This is a genomic window from Rhizobium binae (genome assembly GCF_017357225.1).
GTDB classification, from domain to species: domain Bacteria; phylum Pseudomonadota; class Alphaproteobacteria; order Rhizobiales; family Rhizobiaceae; genus Rhizobium; species Rhizobium binae.
Map to the genome: position 1 here is coordinate 2,693,246 of NZ_CP071604.1, position 20,219 is coordinate 2,713,464.

Annotated in this window: 21 protein-coding genes and 2 pseudogenes; 9 read left to right on the forward strand and 14 right to left on the reverse strand. The window is 62.9% G+C overall.

All coding sequences use genetic code 11. The features are described 5' to 3' along the window. Position 1: 1 nt before the first annotated feature. Together J2J99_RS13220 and J2J99_RS13225 are read left to right on the forward strand one after the other, a co-directional pair. Positions 2–415 (forward strand): hypothetical protein, encoded by a 414-nt coding sequence (locus J2J99_RS13220; protein ID WP_168299445.1) that lies wholly within the window; start codon positions 2–4, stop codon positions 413–415. A gap of 38 nt (positions 416–453) precedes the next feature. Continuing rightward, entirely contained in the window at positions 454–1,443 is a 990-nt protein-coding gene (locus J2J99_RS13225) for a dihydroxyacetone kinase subunit DhaK (RefSeq protein ID WP_168299443.1), read from the forward strand. 18 nt (positions 1,444–1,461) lie between these two features. Here J2J99_RS13225 and J2J99_RS13230 read toward each other — a convergent pair whose 3' ends face one another. From J2J99_RS13230 to J2J99_RS13245, 4 genes are all read right to left on the reverse strand, one after another. Next, a complete protein-coding gene (locus J2J99_RS13230; protein WP_168299438.1) occupies positions 1,462–2,190 on the reverse strand; it encodes an esterase family protein in 729 nt (242 codons plus the stop codon). Further along, on the reverse strand, positions 2,187–3,146 hold the full coding sequence (locus J2J99_RS13235) for an acetylxylan esterase (RefSeq protein ID WP_168299431.1): 960 nt from the start codon (positions 3,144–3,146) through the stop codon (positions 2,187–2,189). The genes J2J99_RS13230 and J2J99_RS13235 overlap by 4 nt, the downstream gene beginning before the upstream one ends. A gap of 355 nt (positions 3,147–3,501) precedes the next feature. Beyond that, positions 3,502–4,272: an alpha/beta fold hydrolase gene (locus J2J99_RS13240; protein WP_168299425.1), complete on the reverse strand. Its 771-nt coding sequence runs from the start codon at positions 4,270–4,272 to the stop codon at positions 3,502–3,504. A gap of 51 nt (positions 4,273–4,323) precedes the next feature. Further along, the gene (locus J2J99_RS13245; protein ID WP_168299420.1) at positions 4,324–4,836 is read right to left on the reverse strand and encodes a DUF4405 domain-containing protein; all 513 of its coding nucleotides are present in this window, start codon (positions 4,834–4,836) and stop codon (positions 4,324–4,326) included. A gap of 258 nt (positions 4,837–5,094) precedes the next feature. On the opposite strand from J2J99_RS13245, the gene J2J99_RS13250 reads away from it, so the two are divergent. From J2J99_RS13250 to J2J99_RS13260, 3 genes are all read left to right on the forward strand, one after another. Continuing rightward, positions 5,095–5,865: a siderophore-interacting protein gene (locus J2J99_RS13250; protein WP_168299417.1), complete on the forward strand. Its 771-nt coding sequence runs from the start codon at positions 5,095–5,097 to the stop codon at positions 5,863–5,865. A gap of 141 nt (positions 5,866–6,006) precedes the next feature. Then, positions 6,007–6,504, forward strand: a complete 498-nt coding sequence (locus tag J2J99_RS13255; protein ID WP_168299411.1) for a MarR family winged helix-turn-helix transcriptional regulator — start codon at positions 6,007–6,009, stop codon at positions 6,502–6,504. Positions 6,505–6,531: 27 nt separating this feature from the next. Continuing rightward, positions 6,532–6,948, forward strand: coding sequence for an NUDIX hydrolase (locus J2J99_RS13260; RefSeq protein WP_168299408.1), 417 nt, complete (start codon positions 6,532–6,534; stop codon positions 6,946–6,948). Between the two features lie 24 nt (positions 6,949–6,972). Here J2J99_RS13260 and J2J99_RS13265 read toward each other — a convergent pair whose 3' ends face one another. Together J2J99_RS13265 and J2J99_RS13270 are read right to left on the reverse strand one after the other, a co-directional pair. Beyond that, complete coding sequence (locus tag J2J99_RS13265; RefSeq protein ID WP_168299403.1) at positions 6,973–8,010, reverse strand: DUF3095 family protein; 1,038 nt, start codon at positions 8,008–8,010, stop codon at positions 6,973–6,975. 106 nt (positions 8,011–8,116) lie between these two features. Continuing rightward, on the reverse strand, positions 8,117–8,512 hold the full coding sequence (locus J2J99_RS13270) for an Ohr family peroxiredoxin (protein ID WP_168299400.1): 396 nt from the start codon (positions 8,510–8,512) through the stop codon (positions 8,117–8,119). Between the two features lie 250 nt (positions 8,513–8,762). On the opposite strand from J2J99_RS13270, the gene J2J99_RS13275 reads away from it, so the two are divergent. Next, positions 8,763–9,560: a class I SAM-dependent methyltransferase gene (locus J2J99_RS13275; protein WP_168299394.1), complete on the forward strand. Its 798-nt coding sequence runs from the start codon at positions 8,763–8,765 to the stop codon at positions 9,558–9,560. A 49-nt stretch (positions 9,561–9,609) separates the two neighbouring features. Here the strand turns inward: J2J99_RS13275 and J2J99_RS13280 are convergent, their stop codons facing one another. From J2J99_RS13280 to J2J99_RS13290, 3 genes are all read right to left on the reverse strand, one after another. Next, positions 9,610–9,957, reverse strand: a complete 348-nt coding sequence (locus tag J2J99_RS13280; protein WP_168299382.1) for a CAP-Gly domain protein — start codon at positions 9,955–9,957, stop codon at positions 9,610–9,612. A 137-nt stretch (positions 9,958–10,094) separates the two neighbouring features. Further along, entirely contained in the window at positions 10,095–11,405 is a 1,311-nt protein-coding gene (locus tag J2J99_RS13285; RefSeq protein WP_168299378.1) for an extensin-like domain-containing protein, read from the reverse strand. Between the two features lie 151 nt (positions 11,406–11,556). Beyond that, positions 11,557–13,374 (reverse strand): methyl-accepting chemotaxis protein, encoded by a 1,818-nt coding sequence (locus tag J2J99_RS13290; protein WP_168299367.1) that lies wholly within the window; start codon positions 13,372–13,374, stop codon positions 11,557–11,559. 270 nt (positions 13,375–13,644) lie between these two features. Between J2J99_RS13290 and J2J99_RS13295 the strand changes: the two genes are divergently transcribed. Together J2J99_RS13295 and J2J99_RS13300 are read left to right on the forward strand one after the other, a co-directional pair. After that, positions 13,645–14,031 (forward strand): acyl-CoA thioesterase, encoded by a 387-nt coding sequence (locus J2J99_RS13295; RefSeq protein ID WP_168299354.1) that lies wholly within the window; start codon positions 13,645–13,647, stop codon positions 14,029–14,031. A 25-nt stretch (positions 14,032–14,056) separates the two neighbouring features. After that, positions 14,057–14,623 (forward strand): annotated as a pseudogene (locus J2J99_RS13300) (hypothetical protein). A gap of 232 nt (positions 14,624–14,855) precedes the next feature. Here J2J99_RS13300 and J2J99_RS13305 read toward each other — a convergent pair. From J2J99_RS13305 to J2J99_RS13320, 4 genes are all read right to left on the reverse strand, one after another. Continuing rightward, positions 14,856–16,040, reverse strand: coding sequence for a DUF1501 domain-containing protein (locus J2J99_RS13305; RefSeq protein WP_168299352.1), 1,185 nt, complete (start codon positions 16,038–16,040; stop codon positions 14,856–14,858). 111 nt (positions 16,041–16,151) lie between these two features. Then, complete coding sequence (locus J2J99_RS13310) at positions 16,152–17,663, reverse strand: DUF1800 domain-containing protein (RefSeq protein ID WP_168299340.1); 1,512 nt, start codon at positions 17,661–17,663, stop codon at positions 16,152–16,154. 121 nt (positions 17,664–17,784) lie between these two features. Continuing rightward, on the reverse strand, positions 17,785–18,132 hold the full coding sequence (locus J2J99_RS13315; RefSeq protein WP_168299330.1) for a DMT family protein: 348 nt from the start codon (positions 18,130–18,132) through the stop codon (positions 17,785–17,787). Positions 18,133–18,503: 371 nt separating this feature from the next. Further along, positions 18,504–19,310, reverse strand: a complete 807-nt coding sequence (locus tag J2J99_RS13320) for a class I SAM-dependent methyltransferase (protein ID WP_168299323.1) — start codon at positions 19,308–19,310, stop codon at positions 18,504–18,506. Between the two features lie 170 nt (positions 19,311–19,480). On the opposite strand from J2J99_RS13320, the pseudogene J2J99_RS13325 reads away from it, so the two are divergent. Next, positions 19,481–19,783 (forward strand): annotated as a pseudogene (locus J2J99_RS13325) (LysR substrate-binding domain-containing protein); the annotation flags it as partial. A 147-nt stretch (positions 19,784–19,930) separates the two neighbouring features. On the opposite strand, the gene J2J99_RS13330 reads toward J2J99_RS13325, so the two are convergent. Further along, entirely contained in the window at positions 19,931–20,185 is a 255-nt protein-coding gene (locus J2J99_RS13330; RefSeq protein WP_168299320.1) for a hypothetical protein, read from the reverse strand. Between the last annotated feature and the right edge of the window lie 34 nt (positions 20,186–20,219).

Sequence of the window (20,219 nt, forward strand, 5' to 3'; positions counted from 1 at the left end):
AATGGCGCGCGAAGACCCCGAAGACGCCATTATCGCCTACAAGTCCATTCTGGCGCAGATCATCGACAACAGGCCCTCCGGCACGCGCCAGCGCCTGGCGACGGCGCTTGGCAAACATCGCAGCTTCGTGACCCAGATCACCAGTCCGACCTATGCGACCCCGCTGCCGGCGCGCCATCTGGCAACCATCGTCCGTGTCTGCCATTTCAGCGCCGCTGAAGAGGAGCGCTTTCTCGAAGCCTATCAGGCCGCCCATCCCGGCAAGCTGCCGGATCTCGGCCATTCTGAGAAATTGCGGCACCTGTCGCTGATGGTGCCTGATTTCGGTGATGACCGGAAAAACCGCCTGCTCGAAGAGGCGATCTCCGATCTTGTGCAGAAGATCGTCGCGATTTCAGGGGCGAGTGAGCAGTGAACTGACGTAAGGTAATGCTTGGCTTTGGGAGGGGCTTGATGAAGAAGTTCATGAACACTGCGGAAACCATGGTCGCCGAAAGCGTCGAAGGCTTCGTGCGCGCCCATGAGGCGTTCGTGGTGTTCGGGGCCGAGCGCAAATGCATCCGCCGCCGCCACCTCACGTCGGGCAAGGTGGCGCTCATCTCAGGCGGCGGCGCCGGCCATGAACCGATGCACATCGGCTTCATCGGCCAGGGCATGCTGGATGCCGCATGTGTCGGCCATATCTTCACCTCGCCGACACCGAGCCAGATCATTGCCGCCATTGAGGAGGCAGACACCGGCGCCGGCTGCCTGCTCGTGGTCAAGAATTACGACGGCGACCTGATGAATTTCGAAATGGCGATCGAGATGGCCTGCGGCCGCCACAGCCTCGACATGGTCGTCGTCAGTGATGATATCGAAACGTCGAGAACAGGCGAGAGTCGCGGCCGGCGCGGCGTCGCCGGAACGCTGATCGTCGAAAAGATCCTGGGAGCTGCGGCCGAACGTGGCATGCCGCTCGACGAGCTGAAGCAGCTCGGCGAAGGGTTGAACACGCGCATCCGCTCGATGGGGGTGGCGCTGAACGGCGTGACGGTGCCGCAGACCGAGCGCACGACGTTTGTGCTCGGACCGGGGGAGATGGAAATGGGCGTCGGCATCCATGGCGAACCCGGCCATGCCAGGCAGCCCTTCGCTGCCTCCGACGCCATTATCGGCCATCTCTGCGAGGCCATCTTTGGCGACATCTCTGTGACACGGGGCAGCAGAGCACTGCTGTTCGTTAATGGCCTCGGCGGCACGCCGCCTGCCGAACTCTACCTCGCCTATAATGGCGCCCGCCGTTTTATCGAGGAGAAAGCCATGCCGATCGAGCGCTCACTGGTCGGAACCTACGTCACCTCGCTAGACATGCAGGGACTATCGATCACCCTGGCTTTGCTCACCGACGAGGAGATCGCGCTCTGGGACGCGCCGGTGGCGACTGCAGCGCTGCATTGGTAAAAGGGTGTACCACGGACGTCAGACGTAAAGCGGCGCCATTTTCTGCCAGGCGCCGGCGCGATGGGCGCGGCCATCCCAGACATGCAGTTGATGGCGAATGTTCTTTTCGCCGAGCAGCCGGCTGAGATAGCGGTTGTTGTCGAGGAAGGGATCGGCATCGCCGATGGTCAGCACGATGTCGATCTCGCGCAGCCGGTCGAGCCGCCAGTCGCCGCTGAGACCAGGCAGGAAATGCGTCGGCGTGTGGAAGTAGACGCTGTCATCATAATAGCCGTCGAACAGATCGCCGAAGGACTCGACCTTCATCGTCAGGTCGTAGCGGCCTGAAAAGGCGACCAGCTTGCGGAAGAGATGCGGGTGACGGAAGACGAGGCTCGCCGCTTGAAAGGCGCCGAGGCTGCATCCATGCACGATGGTGCAGTCATGCCCATTCTTCGCAGCCATCAGCGGCAGCACCTCGTGGAGGATGTAATCCTCCAGCGCTGCATGCCGGCGGATGCGTTCGGCCGGATGGTGGTGGAAGCCGTAGAGGCTGTCCGCGGCCAGCCCCTCGATGCAATAGAGCTGGAGGTGGCCGGCCTGCAGCTTGTCGGCAAGGCTGGCGACCAGGCCGAGCTGCTCATATTCGAAGAAACGACCTTCCCGCGTCGGAAAGACCAGCACCTTGGCGCCGGCATGGCCGAACACCAGCATCTCCATGTCCCGATGCAGACGCTGACTGTACCAGCGCAGATATTCGCGGTTCATGACACCCTGAAGAACTGTCCGATCTTGTCGCGGAGACCCGCCTCTTGCTCAGCGCTTCCAGGGTAATCGAAATGACCGGCGTCCAGGATGAAGATTTCATTAAATTTCGGTATCGCATTTGCGACAGCGAACTGGCAGGGCGGCGCGACGGCGGGATCGAAAAGCGCCACCGCCGTCAGCATCGGCACCTTGATCCGCCGCGCCGCTGTCGCCGCATCGTAGAAACTGAGCGTCGAGAGCACGTCTTCGTGTTTCGCCAGATACTCCTGCACCCCCTCGGCACTGCCGACGCTCGGCAGCTTGAGCCGCAGCGGCTGATGCCCGAAGCTCGGCAGCGCCAGATGGCCGCGATCGATGCGCGGGTCGTAGGGGATCGCCATTGCGCCCACGCCGCCGCCGAAGCTGATGCCGCTGTAGCCGATATGGCCCGAAAGCCAGGGATAGAGTGCCACGAGCGTCGAGACGGCAAGCCAGATATCCTCGACGCAGCCGCCGATGATGTAAGAGTCCCGCTTGTCGATATCGTGCAGCACATGCCAGGATGGATTCTGCGAAATCGCGGGATCGGCGCTAAGCGACAGCCCGCGGCAGCAGGGAAAGATGAGCGCCGTCTCCTCGACCGGCAGATCGAAATCCGGCCGGTCCCGCCCGCCGTAACCATGCCCGACAACGAGGCCGCGCCGCACCTGCCCCTTCTGCGGCAGCAGCAGCCAGCCGCCGATCCTGAACGCACCGGTCGAGAGATAGACGAGGTCGAGAACATGCCAGTCCGGATGGCTGAACTCGCTGCGGGAAAACTCCGGCCGCGGATCCACCGCCAGCGCCTTCCGATACCGCGCCTCCCAGAACGCGTCGAAACCCTCCGGCTCCTCCGGCGGCTCGACGGCCAGGAGCTCCTCAAGCGTCGTGCCGTAGGTGGGATCGAAAGCGAAGGGATGTGTCGTGGGGATGCTCATCCGGGCTTTGTCCCGCGAAACAGCCGGCCGCGCAAGGCTACCTGGCGGGGACTTAGGGCGAGCGGCTATACACTGCCGCAGTATGACATTGTGGAAAGAGAGATCAGTGGCCACCCTCACCCTTCGAGGCCCCTGCGGGGCACCTCAGGATGAGGGTGGAGAGACACATCGCGCCTTCTCGACGCATCCATAGTCCACTTTGCCTGGCAGGACACGGTTCGGTCCACCTGCCACACGGCACAGTGATCACCCCTCATCCTGAGGTGCGCAGGCCAAAGGCCGGAGCCTCGAAGGACGGGGGCGGGTTATGAGCAGTAGGATGAGCCACTGCACGGTTAACCGTTCCGCAAATGCCCTACCCCGCAGCCTCGAGGATCAGCCGGCTGATTTCGTCGGGATGGGAGATCAGCGACAGATGGCTGGCCTTTACCTCGATGGTCCTTGCCCCCATGCGCTCGGCCATGAAGCGTTCGAGATCGGGATTGATCGTCCGGTCTTCGGTGGAGACGGCGTACCAGCTCGGCTTGGAGCGCCAGGCGGCCTCGGTCGTCTTGCCGGTGAGCAACGCCTTCTGGAACGGCTGCTGCACGGCATAGAGCACCTTGGCCCTGGCTTCCGGCAGGTCGCCGGCGAAATCCCTGAGGAAAGCGGCTTCGCTCAAGCGGCCCTCGTCACCGTCGAAGACGATGCCGGCCGAAGCCGGCGGCGTCGGATAGGTCTTGGCAAGGGCAGCATAATCCTCGCCGGCATCGGGCGCCCGGGCCGCTACATAGACCAGCGCCGAGACGTTCTCATGCACACCGGTCTCGCAGACGAGCATGCCGGCGAAGGAATGGCCGACCAGCACAGTCGGGCCGTCCTGCCGGTCGAGCACTCGTTTTACGGCAGCGGCGGCTTCGGGAAGTGTCGTCAGCGGGTTCTGCACTGCCGTCGCATTCAGCCCGGCCACCTGCAGCCGTGCGATCACCTCGGTCCAGCGGGAGCCGTCGGCAAACAGCCCGTGTGCCAGCACGACATTGCGCGCTTTGACGGGAGCAGCCATCGCGGCCATGCCGCGGCTGGAAAGAAGAGTGGCAGCGGCGCCGGCAACGAGGGCGGCCGAAAAAGCTCGTCTGTTCATCATCATGATCTGGTTTCCTCAGATGTTGGGACTGTTGCGCTCATCCTGAAAAAAGCCTCATTGCTGCGGCCGCGTCGCGCCCGCCAGCACCGCCATCAGAGCCTGTTCGTCCTTGGCAGACCGGCTGGCGATCTCGGCCAATGACAGGTCGACGCTCGCTGCCGTAAATCCAGAATCGACGAGCCGTGCGACCAGTTGCTCGGCTTGCATGCCGAGAGCCGGTGCCACCTGAGCTGGAGAGCTTTTGGCAAGCGCCCTTGCAACGACGATTTGCGGCGGGCCTCCGCCGCGACCGCCCTGGTCTTGTCCTGTAGCGAAAGGCAGCGCAAGCGCGACGGATGCGACCAGCGCAATCGCCATCGGCGCCCCGCTCAAATAGGCAAACAACGGCTTCCAGTTTTTCCAGAGGTGGAGCACGAAAGGCAGGATGAGCACCATGCTCAACCATTCATGCATGCCGTGAAAGGTGGCGTTGCCGACGTGGAAAAACAGCGCGACACCCGAAACCAGCGAAACAAGAAAGAGACCGGCAATGAAGGGAGTCGCATATTTGAGCAGGAGCGCTTTCATCGGTACCTCATCTTTTGCTAATCCAACACTACGCGACTCAGGCGGTTCCTAAAGTTAAACTTCGGCAATGATCGGCCTTGGTGGCTCGCAAGCCGTTGCGCATCTCGCCGTCGTCGGCTACATCAAGCCCGTCAATGGCTGGGCAATCCCGGCCACGTAAGCGTTAACGTCACTCAACGCGTATGATCGAACGGCTTTGCGGCTTCGATCTGCGCGACTGTGTCCTGCGGATCGAGCCTTGAAAGCTCCTGAGGACACATGGACACCAAACCCTTCAACGAACAGTCTTCATCGGCTCCCGGCATCGAGCGGGTCCGCCACGAAACGCGCCGTCGCTCGCTGACCGTCGAAAGCATCACCGACATCACCCCCGGCATGCGCCGCATCATCTTTACCGGCGAAGAGCTCGGCGATTTCATCAGCCTGGCGCCCGATGATCACGTCAAGATCTTCATTCCCACAGCCGAGGGCGAAGAGCGCCGAGATTACACGCCGCGCCGCTATGACAATACCGAACGTAGGCTCACCATCGATTTTGCCCTGCACGAGGCAGGTCCCGTGACGCAATGGGCGCTCGGCGCCCGCCCCGGCGACAGGCTCGAGATCGGCGGACCGCGCGGCTCGGTCGTCGTTTCCGCGAGCGTCAAACGCTGGCTGCTGATCGGCGACGAAACGGCGCTGCCGGCGATCGGCCGCCGGATCGAGGAAAGTGACGCCGGAACCATCATCACGACGATCGCCGCCGTCGCCGGCCAGTTGGAAGAGCAGGCTTTCGAGACCCGCGCCGACCTGCATGTGCACTGGGCGCACCGGCCGCTCTCGCAGGCGACCGATGCCGCGGCACTGCTGCGGCTCCTGGCCACGGTCGATATCACGCCGGAAACCTTCGTCTGGATCGCGGCGGAAGCCACAGTGACACGAGATATCCGCGCCTATCTGCTCACGGAACGAGCCTATCCCCTGAGTTGGATGAAGGCCTCCGGCTACTGGGTGTTCGGCAAAGCCGATGCGATGGAGAAATTCGCTTAAACCCTGAGGCCGGACGGCACCGGCCGCCGCTTCCGAAGACGGAGCGACGGCCGGCCGGTGGTTCGAAATGCCATCGAAACTATTGCGATTTAATCGGATGCGATATATACAGATCCTATTCAAAATCCGGACAGGATAGCCATGACCACGTCTAAAACCGCAGAAAAGCCCGATACGGCTGCGCCCGCCTCCAAGGAGGCCGGCAGCAGGAAGCTTTCGACCTTCCTGTGCTTCGCGGTCTATTCGGCCAATCTCGCCTTCGGCCGCGCCTACAAGCCGATTCTCGACGCACTCGGCCTGACCTATACCCAGTATATCGCCATGGTGGCCCTCTCCGAGGAGGACGACCAGACGGTCAGCATGTTGGGAGAAAAGCTGTTCCTCGAATCCAACACGCTGACGCCCATTCTGAAGAAGCTGGAGTCGGCCGGCTTTATCACCCGCCATCGCGATCCCGCCGACGAACGACAGGTGCGTGTCAGCCTGACGCCAGCGGGGCGCGATCTTCTCGAAACCGATCCCGGCTCTGCCCTGATCGACGCCGTCGGCCTCGGCGACGATTTCCCCGTCGTGCAGAAATCGGTGACACGGCTGCGAGACAACCTGCTACGGGCGCAGGCGGAACCGCAAAAATTTTGATCGCGGCACATGTCGGCACCCGGTGACATGTCCGAGATCGCAATCGGCGCATTGATTGGGAATGCGAGAGTTCTTCTCGCCAGGCGAAGTTCGGAGCGCAGGACGCACCCGGATCGGTGGAGCCTGCCGGGCGGTCACGTCGAAGACGGCGAAGACGCCGAGACGGCAATGCGCCGGGAATTGCTGGAAGAAATCGGCGTGACGCCGCAGCACTGGCTGTTGGCCGGAGAGTTCGTTTCGGAAAGTCCGCCCGGGGCATCCGCCACCTTCCACGTCTATCACGTCGACCGATGGCAGGATTCTCCGCGACTTATCGGCGATGAACACACGGCGCTCAGATGGTTTACCGCCGCGGAGATAGAATGCGAAGCCGAACTGGCGCCGCCTCAGCTTTGCGAAATGCTCTTAAACCTGCTCAGACCGGAAACGAACAACCAGGCATGATGACGCGGAGAAGCAGCGCCACGCCTACAGCGCACGCTGCAGAACCTCCGCAAGCGCGCCCTGCTCCATCATCTCGGCCGCTTTCGCGTAACCGCCGCCCATTCCATCGAGGAAATGCAGATGCGAATCCGGCCGCCCCGATGGCACGAGGCAGGTCATCAGCGCGTGAGACTGGCGGTGCAGCCCGAAATCGATCTCACCGCGCGTTCGCGCTGCAATGAGCATGGCTTCGACGCTGTCGATCTGCTCCGGCGCGCAGTCCAGCGTCAGGCGCAGGCCGTCGTCGAACTTGCGGAAATCCGAATTGGAGGCGACCTCCGACCAGCGTTTCGCACTGACCTGCTTCTCCCGTGCCACAGCCGTCCTATCGGAAAGCGGATGGGACCGGCGCGGCGCGGCATCGAAAGCCGCGAGCACGCGTTTCGCCAGCGCCGCAAAGACCTCCGGGCGCGTGTGGTCGCGCGGCTCGACCAACAATGACAGGATCTCGCCGCGCTGGCTCGGGAACGGCGCCCAGTCGCAGCTCAAGCCCGTCAGGTCAGGCTTAATTGCATAACGGCCCGGCTTGACCAGAAAGCGGCCGTTCTTGATCTGCTGCTCCGCCCATTTGAGCCCCCCTCCGGCAAACATCGCATAGGTCGCGCTCTCGGAAGCGGCGTAGCGCGCGATCCTGACGTCGCGCCGGTTGGCACGGATTTCGCCGACGGTGACGAGCCCGACACGCAGGTCGAGATGAAGATCCGTTTCGGCGAAACCCGCCACATCACGCAAGGCCGATGTCGCCGCCATAATGCCGTTCGCCGGCAAGGCGAAGGCTGCTCCGTCTCCACGAAACACAAAGGGAAAATCGAACGAACCCCAGGCATTGCCGAGGGCGGCGATGATCGATACGCCGGCATAATTGACGTCTTCATAGCGTCCCGATCGGATTGCCGCGGTCGAGCTGACGACATCGGTGATACCGATCAGCCAATCGTCAGGCAACGGCTCGTAGACATCGGGATCGAGCACCAGCGAAAACTCGTCATAGGCTTGGTGCGGCTCCGCGTTGGTGTTGATCATGGCGTGTTCTCCGGATCGGCAGGTTTGGCTTTGGCTCGGAAACGGGTCTGCCGCCGATCGGCAGACCCCCGCTTGAAAGTGACGGCGCGAGGCCGGCCCTTGCCGTTCAGACGAGCCTGGTTTCGATGTCGATATTGCCGTGGACCGCCTTGGAATAGGGGCAGATGCCGTGGGCCGCCTCGATCAGTTCCTGTGCGATTTCGCGGTCGATGTCTGCCAGGCTGACATTGAGCCGTGCGCGCAGGAAGTACGAGCCGTTATCGCCGTTGAGCGTAATCTCGGCATCGACCTCGGGACCGGCTGGCAAGATGATCTTCCGCTGCGCGGCGGCGAGTTCGATGGCACCGATATAGCAGGCTGACCAGGCGGCCCCGAACAGGTTTTCGGCCGCCGGATGCGGCTGCGGCAGCTTGATGTCGAGCGTGCCGTCGCTGCTGCGTGCATAGCCGTTGCGGCCGCCGGCGATATGGGTCTTGCCGGCGAAAAGAAGCTTCCCAGTCATTGTCGTATCCTTCCGGTTCGATATTTTTAGCGCGTCCGATTTAATCGGATGCGTTCTAATATGCCGAACCGATTTCGCTGTCAACACTCTTCCGATTTAATCGGATGCGATTTAGTTTCACCAGCACAGGGCTTGGGCCGGCCGCGCAGGCAGGCTCAAGTGGCACATAACCGCGTCTTGTCCGGGAACGAAGCCCTCTATAGGCTCTGCCTCGAGGCCCGGGGCTTCACGAGGAAGGCGGAGAACTGAGATGTCCTCCATAGCCGAAGGCAATGCGGTGCAGTATGGCGACAGCCGCAAGCTAGCCGCCCGCGCTAGGCTTCATACCGAATATACCATCGCCAAAACCGGTTGGTTTCCTTGGGTTGCCGCGCAACTGCCCCTGAAACCGGCAGATCGCGTCCTCGACGTCGGCTGCGGGCCGGCATGGTTCTGGGCGGCAACGGCAAGTCTGCTGCCGGAGGATCTGCATCTGACGCTGACCGACCTTTCGTCAGGCATGGTCGATGAGGCAGTGGCGCGATGCAGAGCGCTTCCCCTAGGTTCCGTTCGAGGCTGCCGGGCCGATGCCGCCGCACTTCCCTTCGAAGACGGCGCTTTCGATCTCGTGATCGCCATGCACATGCTCTACCACCTGCCCGACCCCGCCGCCGGCATCGCGGAGATGCGGAGGGTGCTGAAACCGGGTGGCGTTCTCGCCGCCACCACCAACGGCATCGGCAATATGCGCGAGATTTATCGCCTGACGACCGTCTTCGGCAGCGCGCCGACCGATCCGGCCGCCGTAGCCTTTGGATATGACATCGCCGAGCAAATGATGCGGACGCAATTCGGAAACGTCGCCATGTCAAAGTATCCGGCAAGCATGCGTATCACCGAGGCGGAGGATGTCTTCCTGACCCTGACCTCCTATCCGCCCGGCGAAGGCGCCGACGAGCCTCAACTCACCCGCTTCCGCCAAGCGATCGCCGATGCCTTCAGGCAAGGCAGCGGGGCGCTCGATGTCAGCAGGGAGACCGGGCTGTTCCTGAGCAGGAAGCCAGTCTGAGCGGGTCACCGCCGTTCAAGATGGCGACAGGCCGGAACAGGAGCGGCCCTCAGACCTTCTCCTTTCTCCTGACCTTTTCCTTTGGCTCCACCGGTGAATCCGGCGTCGGGGCCAAAAGCTTGCGCAGCGATGCGATCTTGTCCTTCACCAGCGGCCGGAAGCGCGTCGCACGATAGGGCATGTCGGCGGCGCCGTAGCCTTCCGGCCCATCGTCATTGCCGCGATGGATTTCCGCGAGCTTCACCCCGATGAACGTGCCGTCGACATAATGGGTATATTCGCCCATCCAGCGGATCGTATAGATCTCGCCCTTGCGGATCAGCTGGTCGATGCTGACATGCTTGAAGGTGTCGTTGATGCAGACCACCTTCTGGCCGACATGAAATTCATAGCTCATGGATCAAACTCTCAAACGGCAATCCGCCCCGCCAACCTATAGCGCGCCCGGCGACTGGGATGAACCATTTTCTGCCAACAGGCCTATTTGCCGCGACCACAGCCGCACGCGCGCCGCACGATTCAAGGGGACAGATATTAGTCGCAATAGACCTTGCCGCTCTTGCGGGAGCGCAGATCGAAGTGGAAGTGGTTCCAGTGTTCCGGGTTGCTGCCGGGGCCGAGCACCGTGTTGAAATAGCGGCAGCTGTCAGTGCGCACCGCCTTCAAGAGCCGGCCCTCGCGCAGCGAGAACAGGCCCTTTTTGCGCACGTCGATCTCATGGCCGTTCTTCAGCACGAACTTGCCGACGTCGATGGCATTGCCGCGGGCGTGTTCCGACATCGGATTGTATCGCTGTCGGCTGTTGTTCATGCGCCGGCAGGAATAGCCGCCGAGCGGCTGGATCGTTCTGATGCCGCTCCAGTAGCGGTAGCGGGCCGATGGCGCCAGCTCGTTCTTCACCCATTTGGCGAAGGCGAGTGTCACCTGGCAGTTCAGCGTGACGGCGGGCTGCACGCCGATATTGCCGGAAAGTCCCTTCAGCGATACCGGATAAGGCACCTGGCAGGCAGGCCCTTGCGAGATCGGCGGCCTATCGTCGAAGAGCACGCCCATGCGCTTCAGTTCGCGCCGGCAGGCAAGCTCGGAAGCCGGCATGACGCTCGGGTCGACCGGCGCGGCGGGCTCGCTCATCATCGGGTTGTTCGGCCGCAGCATCGCCACTTCTTCGCTCTCGTCCTCTTCGGGAACGCGGGACGGCGCTGTGACCGGACTGCCGTCGCTCCAAGTGGGCGCACGGCTCATCTGCGACTGCGCTGCCGGCTGCGGCATTGCCTGTGGCGCGGGCTGGCGTATCGGTTGGTTGACCTGCAGCGGATTGTCGGTGCCGATGCCGTCGACGACCGGCTCGGTGGCGTTGCCCTCTGCGATTTGTTGTTGCTGCTCCTGCGCCAGCCCGACGACGGGCTCTGCTCCGAGTTCATCATCCATGTTGACGCCGCCGGAAGGGATCGCAAGGTTTTGCGTGCCACCCCAGTTGCCGTTCGGTTGACCGGCCGCCATCGCCTCGTCACTGTCGATCATCGGCAGTTTTCGCCCCTGCGCCCCCGGCGCATGAGCCGCATGGCCGGCACCGGCAAGGTTCGGCGTATTGAGATAGTCGACCGAATCTTGCGTATTGCCGATCGGGGCGCTGGAAACCGGATAGGACGCCTGGCTTTCCACGGGCGCCATGCGCACGGCCGGCGCCATGCGCGCAGCACCCCGAGACGGCGAAATCGAACTGACCCTGGTGCCGTTGTCGACATTAGCCGGCGGCACCAGCCCTTCGCTGATCGAGCACGTCGTCAGCGCCGCCGAGAGCAGCACGGGCAGGAAGGCTCGCCGAGGAAAGGAAACAAACGCCATACTCTTATCGCTTCCGTAGGCCGGCCGCAGAGTGACCGAAAAAACTCGGTCCAATTTTAATTAAAAACGGTGAATGAAAACTTACCGGCACAATCTGGACGCGACGGAAATGAAAAAGGCGGCTTTCGCCGCCTTTCAACTGCTGCCGAACTCACGCTGCCCGTGTGTAACGGGCGTCCCGCTGCTCCGCTCCGCGCAGGCGGAAATTCGCAAGCAGCGTCTTCAACTGAGTGCTTTCGTCGGCGAGCGTGCGGCTTGCCGCCGTCGTCTCCTCGACCATCGCCGCGTTCTGCTGCGTCATCTGGTCCATGTGGTTGACGGAGCTGTTGATCTCGTTGAGCCCCGTCGACTGCTCGCGCGCCGCCGTCGCGATCGAGGCGACGTGATCGTTGACCTGATTGACCAAGGCTTCGATTTCCAGGAGCGCATCGCCCGTCGAGCGCACCAGCGCCACCCCGCCCTCGACTTCCGTCGCCGACCGGCTGATCAGTTCCTTGATCTCCTTGGCGGCATTGGCTGACCGCTGCGCAAGCTCGCGCACTTCCTGGGCAACGACGGCAAAGCCGCGGCCCGCCTCGCCGGCCCGCGCAGCCTCGACGCCGGCATTGAGCGCCAGAAGGTTCGTCTGGAAGGCGATCTCGTCGATGACCGAGATGATCTGGTTGATGCGGCTGGAGGATTCCTCGATCCGGCCCATCGCCGTCACCGCATTGCGGACGATCTCGCCGGAGCGCCCGGCGCTCGCCTTGGTCTCGGCCACCATCTCGCGCGCCTCGTTCGCCCGCTCCGAGGCCGTCTTGACCGTGGCGGTGATCTCGTCGAGGGCTGCCGCCGTCTCTTCAAGGGCCGCCGCCTGCTGCTCCGTCCGCTTCGACAGATTGCCGGTCGCTTCGCTGATGTCGGAGGCGCTGTCGTTGACGACGCGGCCCGATTCGGCGATCGCGTGGATGACGCCGTTCAGCGCATCGACAGCCGCGTTGAAATCATTCCTGAGCTTGGCATAATCCTCGCCGATATCGCCGATCGCCACCGTGAGGTCGCCGCCCGCAAGCTTCTCCAGGCCGGCGCCGAGCGCCTGCATGGCGCGGGTCTGCCGCTCCGAAGCCGAACGCAGGCTCGCCTCGTTGCCGCGACGTTCGTCCTCGATCTGCCGCTGCCTTTCGTCTTCACGCCCGCGCAGCGCGCTGCGCTCGTCGACGGAGTCGCGCAACACCAGCAGCGCCTTGGCCATCTGGCCGATCTCGTCGCGGCGATCGCTGCCGGCGATCTCGACCGATGCTTCTTCGGATGCGATCGCATTCATGGCCATCTTCAGCCGGGCGATCGGCGCTGTCACGCTGCGCACGATCGCATAGGCGATGGCAACCGTGGCGGCCGCGCCGACCAGGCAGAGTACTGCCGCCCAGATCGCATTCTGGCGATAGAGCGCAGCAAGGTCGTCGGCGTAAACGCCGGTACCGACGATCCAGCCCCAGGGCTCGAAACCGGCGACATAGGAATATTTCAGCACCGGCTCGTCGGCGCCCGGCTTCGGCCAGTAATAATCGACGAAGCCCTTGCCGTCCTTCTTCACCTTGTTGACGAACTCGACGAACAGGAACTTGCCGGTCGGATCCTTCATCTGGGAGATATCGGTGCCGTTCAGCGCCGGCTTGATCGGGTGCATCACCATCTTCGGATGCATGTCGTTGATCCAGAAATAGCCGTCGGCGCCGTAGCGCATCGCGCCGATCACGTCCTTGGCGGCTGCCTGCGCCTGCTCGCGGGTCATCGTGCCCGCCTGCTCCATCTTGTAATATTTGTCGAAGATGCCGAGCGCCGTCGTCTCCATCTTCTCCAGCCCCGCCTTCCGCTCCGCCTGCAGCTCGGAGTAGGAATAGTTCAGAAAGAAGACCATCGTTGCCGCAAGCACAGCAAGGGTGAAGCCGACGAGGCAGTAAAGGCGGGTGGAAATCTTGACGTTGCGCATGAGGTTCCCGGCGATTCTAAAACATTTGCAATTCGTCACATACTGGAACAGCTGAATTACCGGACGGTAAAGTTGGATTAGTGAGTTCTCACATAACGTGAGGTAAGGCCACAGTTGTAAAATTCAACCGGCTGAAATCCCACGGAATTTAAATCGTCGCGACCTGCCATATTTGGTCCGCAGCCGACCCTCTCACCGAAAAGCATTGGTGCGGGCACCCGAGTTCGCCTAACCTTGGCTGCAGAATCGCGAATATTGAGGGAACTTTCCATGACCGATGCCGCCAAGCCGAGAGGCGAACTGACGCTGCGTACGCTCGCCATGCCTGGCGACGCCAATCCGGCCGGCGATATTTTCGGTGGCTGGGTCATGGCACAGATGGACCTTGCATCCGGTATTCGCGCCGCCGAGCGCGCAAAAGGCCGCGTCGTCACCGCCGCCGTCAAGGAGATGGCCTTCGAGCTGCCGGTCAAGATCGGCGATACGCTGTCGGTCTATACCGATGTCGAGCGGGTCGGCCGCACCTCGATCACATTGATCGTCGAAGCCTGGGCGCATCGCTCGCGCTACGCCAAGATGGAAAAAGTCACCGCCGCCACCTTCATCATGGTGGCGCTCGATGAAGAGGGCAAGCCGAAAGCTGTCCCCGCGGAGTGACACAATCGAAACCCGAGGGATAGGGATGGAAACGGTCAGCTCGCCGGAAGTTTTCCTTCATATCAAGGTGGTGATGGGCATGGTCATCAGCCTCTCGCTTGCGAGGCTGCTCACCGGCGTTGCCGGCATCGTCCAGCATCCCGCCAGGGCGAAGGTCTATCCCATCCATCTCGGCTGGGCGCTGTCGCTATTCCTCTTCATCATCCACATCTGGTGGTGGGAATACCGCCTGCAAGCCGTATCCGCCATCGGCTTCGGCATCTATCTCTTCCTCGTCTGTTTCTGCGGCCTGTTCTTTCCTGCTCTGCGCCCTTCTCGTCCCGGCAAGTCTCGACAAATATGGCGGCTACGAGGAATATTTCATATCGCGGCGCAAATGGTTCTTCGGCATCCTCGGCCTGATCTATGCCGTTGACATCCTCGACACGGCGATCACGGGACCGGAACGCATCCTCGCCCTCGGCTGGAATACCCCGCCCGCAACATCGCCTACATCCTCCTCTGCGGCCGCCGTTTCCACGCCGTCTTCGCCCTTGCCAACCTGCTCTACCAATTGAGCTTCATCTTCAGGCTCAATGATGTATTGGAGTGAGGCCAGGTCCCGCGGCTTGCTCCCTCTTCTCCCCAGCGGGGGTCCGAAGGACGGGGCGACACCGTTGGTTCGACCCCGGTCGATGTCCGTCAGGGCAAATGAGGGGGTGAGCGGCAAAGCCGCGAATGCACGGAGCGGAACCGAAGGGCGATGAATGGCCTGCCGTGTGGCCTGCCTCATCCGACCCTTCGGGCCACCTTCTCCCCGCCGGGGAGAAGGGGAAGCGGCCCGCTCACACCTTCAAAAACTGCGACCCCTTGTCAAACGCCAACCCCGGAAAGATCTGCGCTGTCAGATCATCCACCCCGACATCGAACTGCCGGTAGAGCATCGCCGCCGCCACCTCGCGCACGTCGGCCGTCGGCATCAGATCGCGGTCGTCGAGCAGTTGGCCGTCATTTAGCCCAGGCCACTTGCCGAGGATGCCGCCGCCGTTGATGGCGCCGCCTGATAGCAGGGCGCAGCCGCCGGTGCCGTGGTCGGTGCCGGCCGATCCGTTCTGGCGGACGGTGCGGCCGAATTCGGTCATCGCCAGCACCACCGTCTTTGCCCAGATTTCCGGCCCGAGGGTCGCCTTCAGCGTATTGATCGCCTGCGCCAGATCCTGGGCCGGCCGCTTGAACTGGCCGGCCTGGCCGATATGCGTGTCCCAACCAGTGATCGAGAAGCTGGCAATGCGGTAATCGGCCTTCAGCATGTTGGCGGCGAGTGCCGCCACTTCGGCGGTCTTTTCGCCGCGCTGGCCGTCCGGCCCGGTCATCATCGAGGCGGTATCGGCCCGCGTCGCCTCGGCAAGTGCTGCGGCAAAAGGCGGATCGCCGGCATAAAGCCGCGTCAGGAACTGCATCTCGTCACGCGCCGGCGCCAGGTTGGAATCCGACGCCCAGACATCGACCTCGTTCGGCCCGGAGAGGATCAGTTCCGTCGAGGTGTTGACGTCGATCGCCTTGCGCGCATCGGAACGCGGAATGACGGCAAGAGCGCGGTTCAGCCAGCCGGTCCTTTCCTCGGCGACATGTTCGCCGCCGCATTCCAGCATGTCCTGCCCGTCGAAATGGCTGCGCTGGTCACGATAGGGCGTGGAGACGGCGTGCACGAAGGCAAGCTCCCGGCTCTTCCACAGCGGCATCAGATCCGCGGCGGCCGGGTGAAGCCCGAAATGCCCGTCGAGGTCGAGAAGCCCGGTCTCGGGCGTCAGCGCCAGCGTCGGCCGGAGCGCGGCAAAACCGGCATCGCCATAAGGCTGCACCAGATCCAGCCCATCCATCGCGCCGCGCAGCACGATGGTGACGAAGCGGTTGTCACCAGGCATCGCCGCGAAGGTAACGGGTGTGAAGACGGGCGCGGCGGCAAGACAGCAGGCGGACGTCAGAAAGCCGCGGCGGGAAAGCGAGATCCTGTTCATCGATAGCGTCATGGGCGGGGTCTCCTGAGCAAATTCCGGAAAATGTCCAGCGGTTTTCCGGTCAGAACCTGCTACAAACAAATGAGCCAAGCAGACGAAGCGTTGGCTTGCCAACGAGTCTGCTTAGCGGCGATTGAATTCGGGCGATGCCAGCACGAGCGTCAGCCCGCTGATCTTGTTCGGCGCCTGCGACACCACGCGGATCGTCTCGTCCCGCGCCGCATCGGCAAGCGTCGATTTCAGGAATTCGCGCGGGTCTTCGTCGCGGCCGAACTGCGCCGCGGCCCGCCTTGCCCAGGCCAGCCGCTCGGCGAGCTGGCTGCCGGTGATCCAGGCGGAAAAACCTTCCTCGAAGCCGGCCGGGCTCGGCGGCAGCCAAGTCGGCTGGCCCATGCGCTTCAGCGCCCCCTGCCCCAGCGCCCGCGCCGTCCGGAAGGCCTTGAGCCGCTTGTCCCTCGCCTCGCCGGCGGGACCCGACGGCACTGGCGATCCCGCCATTCCAGGCGTATTCGCCGCCATGTCGCCGTCATCCGTGCCTTGCTGATTGGCGGCTAGGAAGCTGCCGACGACACCGTTGACCGGGCCTGCATTCAGCGCCCGGAGACCGGCGACGACATAATCGAAGGGCTGACGCGCCTTGGCGCCTTCATTCTGCCAGGCGGCGGGATGGTCGAGCATGGCTGTATAGACGGCGCTGAGATCGCCATCCGTCTTCTTCCAGGCCGCAGCCATGTCGGAGACCATGCCCTCGTCGGGCTGATCGGAAACGAAGTGAACCGCGAGCTTGCGGCTGATATGCGCGGCCGTCTTCGGATGAACGGCGAGGTCATCGAGCATGTCGAGATAATCGTCACGCGAGCGTTTGCGCCCGCCATAGCTGACGCCGAGCACCTCATGCGCGCCGGGCTCGGAAATATTCGGCCGGAAGGCGATGTCCATCTCCTTGCGGTCGATGGTGAGCCCCGTCAGCACCTTGGCCGCAGCGGCGACGTCCGCCTGGGTATAGCCGCTGCCGGCGCCGAGCGTGTGCAGTTCCAGAAGTTCGCGGCCGAGATTTTCGTTCAGTCCCTTGTTGCGCTTCATGCCGCCGGGCGAATCCGGCCCGAGCGAATCCGCCTGGTCGAGATAGATCAGCATGGCCGGATGCGCCGTGGCGCTGCGCAGCAGGTCGCCGAAACTGCCGGATATGAACGGCCGGATCGCCTCGGCCTCATAGAGCGGCACGATAAGGCGCATCGGCAGGCTTTTGTTGGCACTGGTGGAGAAATGATCGGTCCAGAAGGTCGAAAGCCGCTCGTGGAAGCCGTAGGGCGACAGCACCGCCTGCATCAGCCGCAGGTTCGCGTCGTGCTGGAATTGCTGCTGCGCCTGGCGCTGCACGCCCTGGCGCATAGCGCGCTGCGCCGGATCGTCTCCCGTCGTCTTCGCCTCCTGGCGGATCTGTTTCAACTGCTCCTGCAGGCTGAGGATTGCGCGGTGACGCATGTCGGGGCCGCCAAGCGGAAAATCGGGCGTGGCCGCCGCCCCGATGGAGAGCTGTCCGATCAGCTCATCCTTGCTTTGCGGCGGCGCCTCGCCCGGCCGGAATCCATAGCCGAACCGGATCGCCGCCATCGTCGGAAAAGAGAGGCTCATGGCCGATCACCTCCAGATCAATGAATTGTGACAGGCTGCCAGCCGATTGCGACGGCAATCTGTAGGAAATGCGGCGATATCGAGACATGGACAATTTGTAATCTGTTGAAAAAACTAGAATTTAGCCACGGAAGATGAAGGATGCTCCGATTGCAATGAGCGCGAAGCCGATGGCGTGGTTCCAGGTCAGGCTCTCGCCGAGCCAGAAGATCGAGAAGCCGGAAAACACGATCAGCGTGATCACCTCCTGCATGGTCTTCAGCTGCGCCGTCGTATAGACCGCCGAGCCGATGCGGTTCGCCGGCACCGCCAGACAATATTCGAAGAAGGCGATTGCCCAGCTGACCACAATAGCGAGGAAGATGGCGCTGCTCTTGTGCTTGAGATGCCCGTACCAGGCAAATGTCATGAAGATGTTCGAGGCAAACAGCATGACGACGGGCCAGACGGCGGCAGGAGAAAATAACATGGAATAACTCGGGAGCTGTGGAGGGAATATCGATCCGACGGGAGACGCCGACGGCGCCTAACTACCATGCCGCCGCTTGATGGCAAGCCCCGCAAGCTCGAGCCGATTGTCTCAGGTCACACCGCCCGGGCGCAAAATCGTAGCCGAAGCCGGCGAACAGGGCTCTCTATCTGGAGTGCGACATCCACCAACTTCCCTCATGCTGAGGTGCGCAGCCCGGGAGGGCGGAGCCCCGAAGCACGCCATAAGGCTGCTTCTTGCATCCCTTCGCCGCCATTGCACCCGTCCCCATCTCTCGCTGCTGAGCACCTGAGAATAACGCCTTACGCGCGCTAGCGCGCTCGCTAACTCGGGTCGTTAAACCGCTACACCTAGCCAGTCGCCACCCTGCCCCGGCATGCCCACGCCACCGATGCGAACGACCGTGGCCCATCCGGCTCCCCAGCTTCATAGGCCGCCCTCAATGCAGCATCGACCGCCTCCCGCTTGCCTGCCTCCAGCCCGGCCACATACTTCCCGAGAGGTCCCTCGCCGGCGGCGATCGGCTGCCAATAGTCGTCGAAAGAAAGATAATCCATCCGGATCAAGAGCGAGGTCTCCTCGACGTTGACGAGGCCCCGCGCGACGAAGCTTTCTCTCATTTCGCCAGGGCGCATCATCGGCTGGAAGCAGTATTTGCGGCGCAGAGGCAACGCGTTCTCGTCGAGCATGACTACCGTTTCCCACATCATCCGCATGCCCGACATGCCGCCATAATGATCCCAGACGGCGGCCGCGACCACGCCGCCGGGGCGCACCACGCGGGCCATCTCGGATACCGCCTTGCCCGCCTCGGGCACGAAATGCAGCACCAGCAGGGATATCGCCCTGTCGAAGTGGTTATCCTCGAACGGCAGCGCGCAGGCATCGGCTTGCCGAATGGTAATGCGCGGATCGGTATTTCGCCGTATTGCCGCCTCGACGAAAACTGGCGAATAATCAATGGCGGCGATTTCTTGCAGGCCTGGCTTTTCCGCCAGCGTAAATGTCAGGCTGCCGGTGCCGCAGCCGACGTCGAGCACGCGCTCGCCATCCGCAACCTCGGCAAAATCGATCAGCATCGGCGCCAGCCTCTTGCTCCAGCGCCCCATCAGCCTTTCATAACCATCCGCACTTTCGACATTGAAATTCGACGGCATCGAAGCCTCCCTCTTCAAGGACGATGATCTGTCGCCGCAGAGCCGAGCGATCCGTCGCCTTGCGCGAGGCGGGTCTGACTCTCCGTCGTCCCCGGTTCAGGCCGGGATGACGGAGAGTGTATCAAGCGGATGCCCTGCCGAGAACTCTCCAGTCGAAGCCGCGCGCCTGCCCGCACGGACAGGAAACGATCCCGGTCTTGGGGGCGCTTCGCCGCCAATGAAATGCAGGCCGTCATGGCCGCGGCGATCGCCAGTTACGGCTTCGCCCGACTGCCCCATGGGGGCGCCAATGCCCGCATCAGGGATGGGCGCCTGTGCCACGTTCTCGACGGCTACACGACCCCGGTCGGCGGCCTGCAAGCCGTCTATCCGAGCAGCCGGCACCTGCCGCCTCTGGTCAAGACCCTTATCGAACTCGCCGCCAGACGGTTGAACGCGGGAGCCGACGGCAGCGCGACTTCGCCATCATATAGCGGTAGCCCCCGTTACAGTCCCTTCAGCACCACCTTGCCGTCGAGGCTTTCGATCAAGGTGGCGCTGGCTTCATTGAGGCCCTCGACTTCCACGGCGATGCCGCGTGCCCGCGCGACATTCAGAATATGCGTAGGAGACGCCGTGAATTACTGCCAAAGAAAATCCGGCCCCGTGCTCTGCGATGTCAGCTTGAGCGTGCCATTCGGCTGGACGACATAGGTCTCGAACACGCGGTAGCCGAACTTGCCGAGAAAAGTGTTCTTGACCACCGTTCCCGGCCGATAGGGGGAATGGACGACCTTGCCGCCATAGGTAAGGCTGCCGGGAAGAGGCTCGGGACCGCCAGCCGCGCTGGCGCAAGCCGTCAGCGCGAAGAAAATGGCAATGACCGCATGTTTCATCCGGCATTCTCCCGCATGCATTGGCAGCCGGACA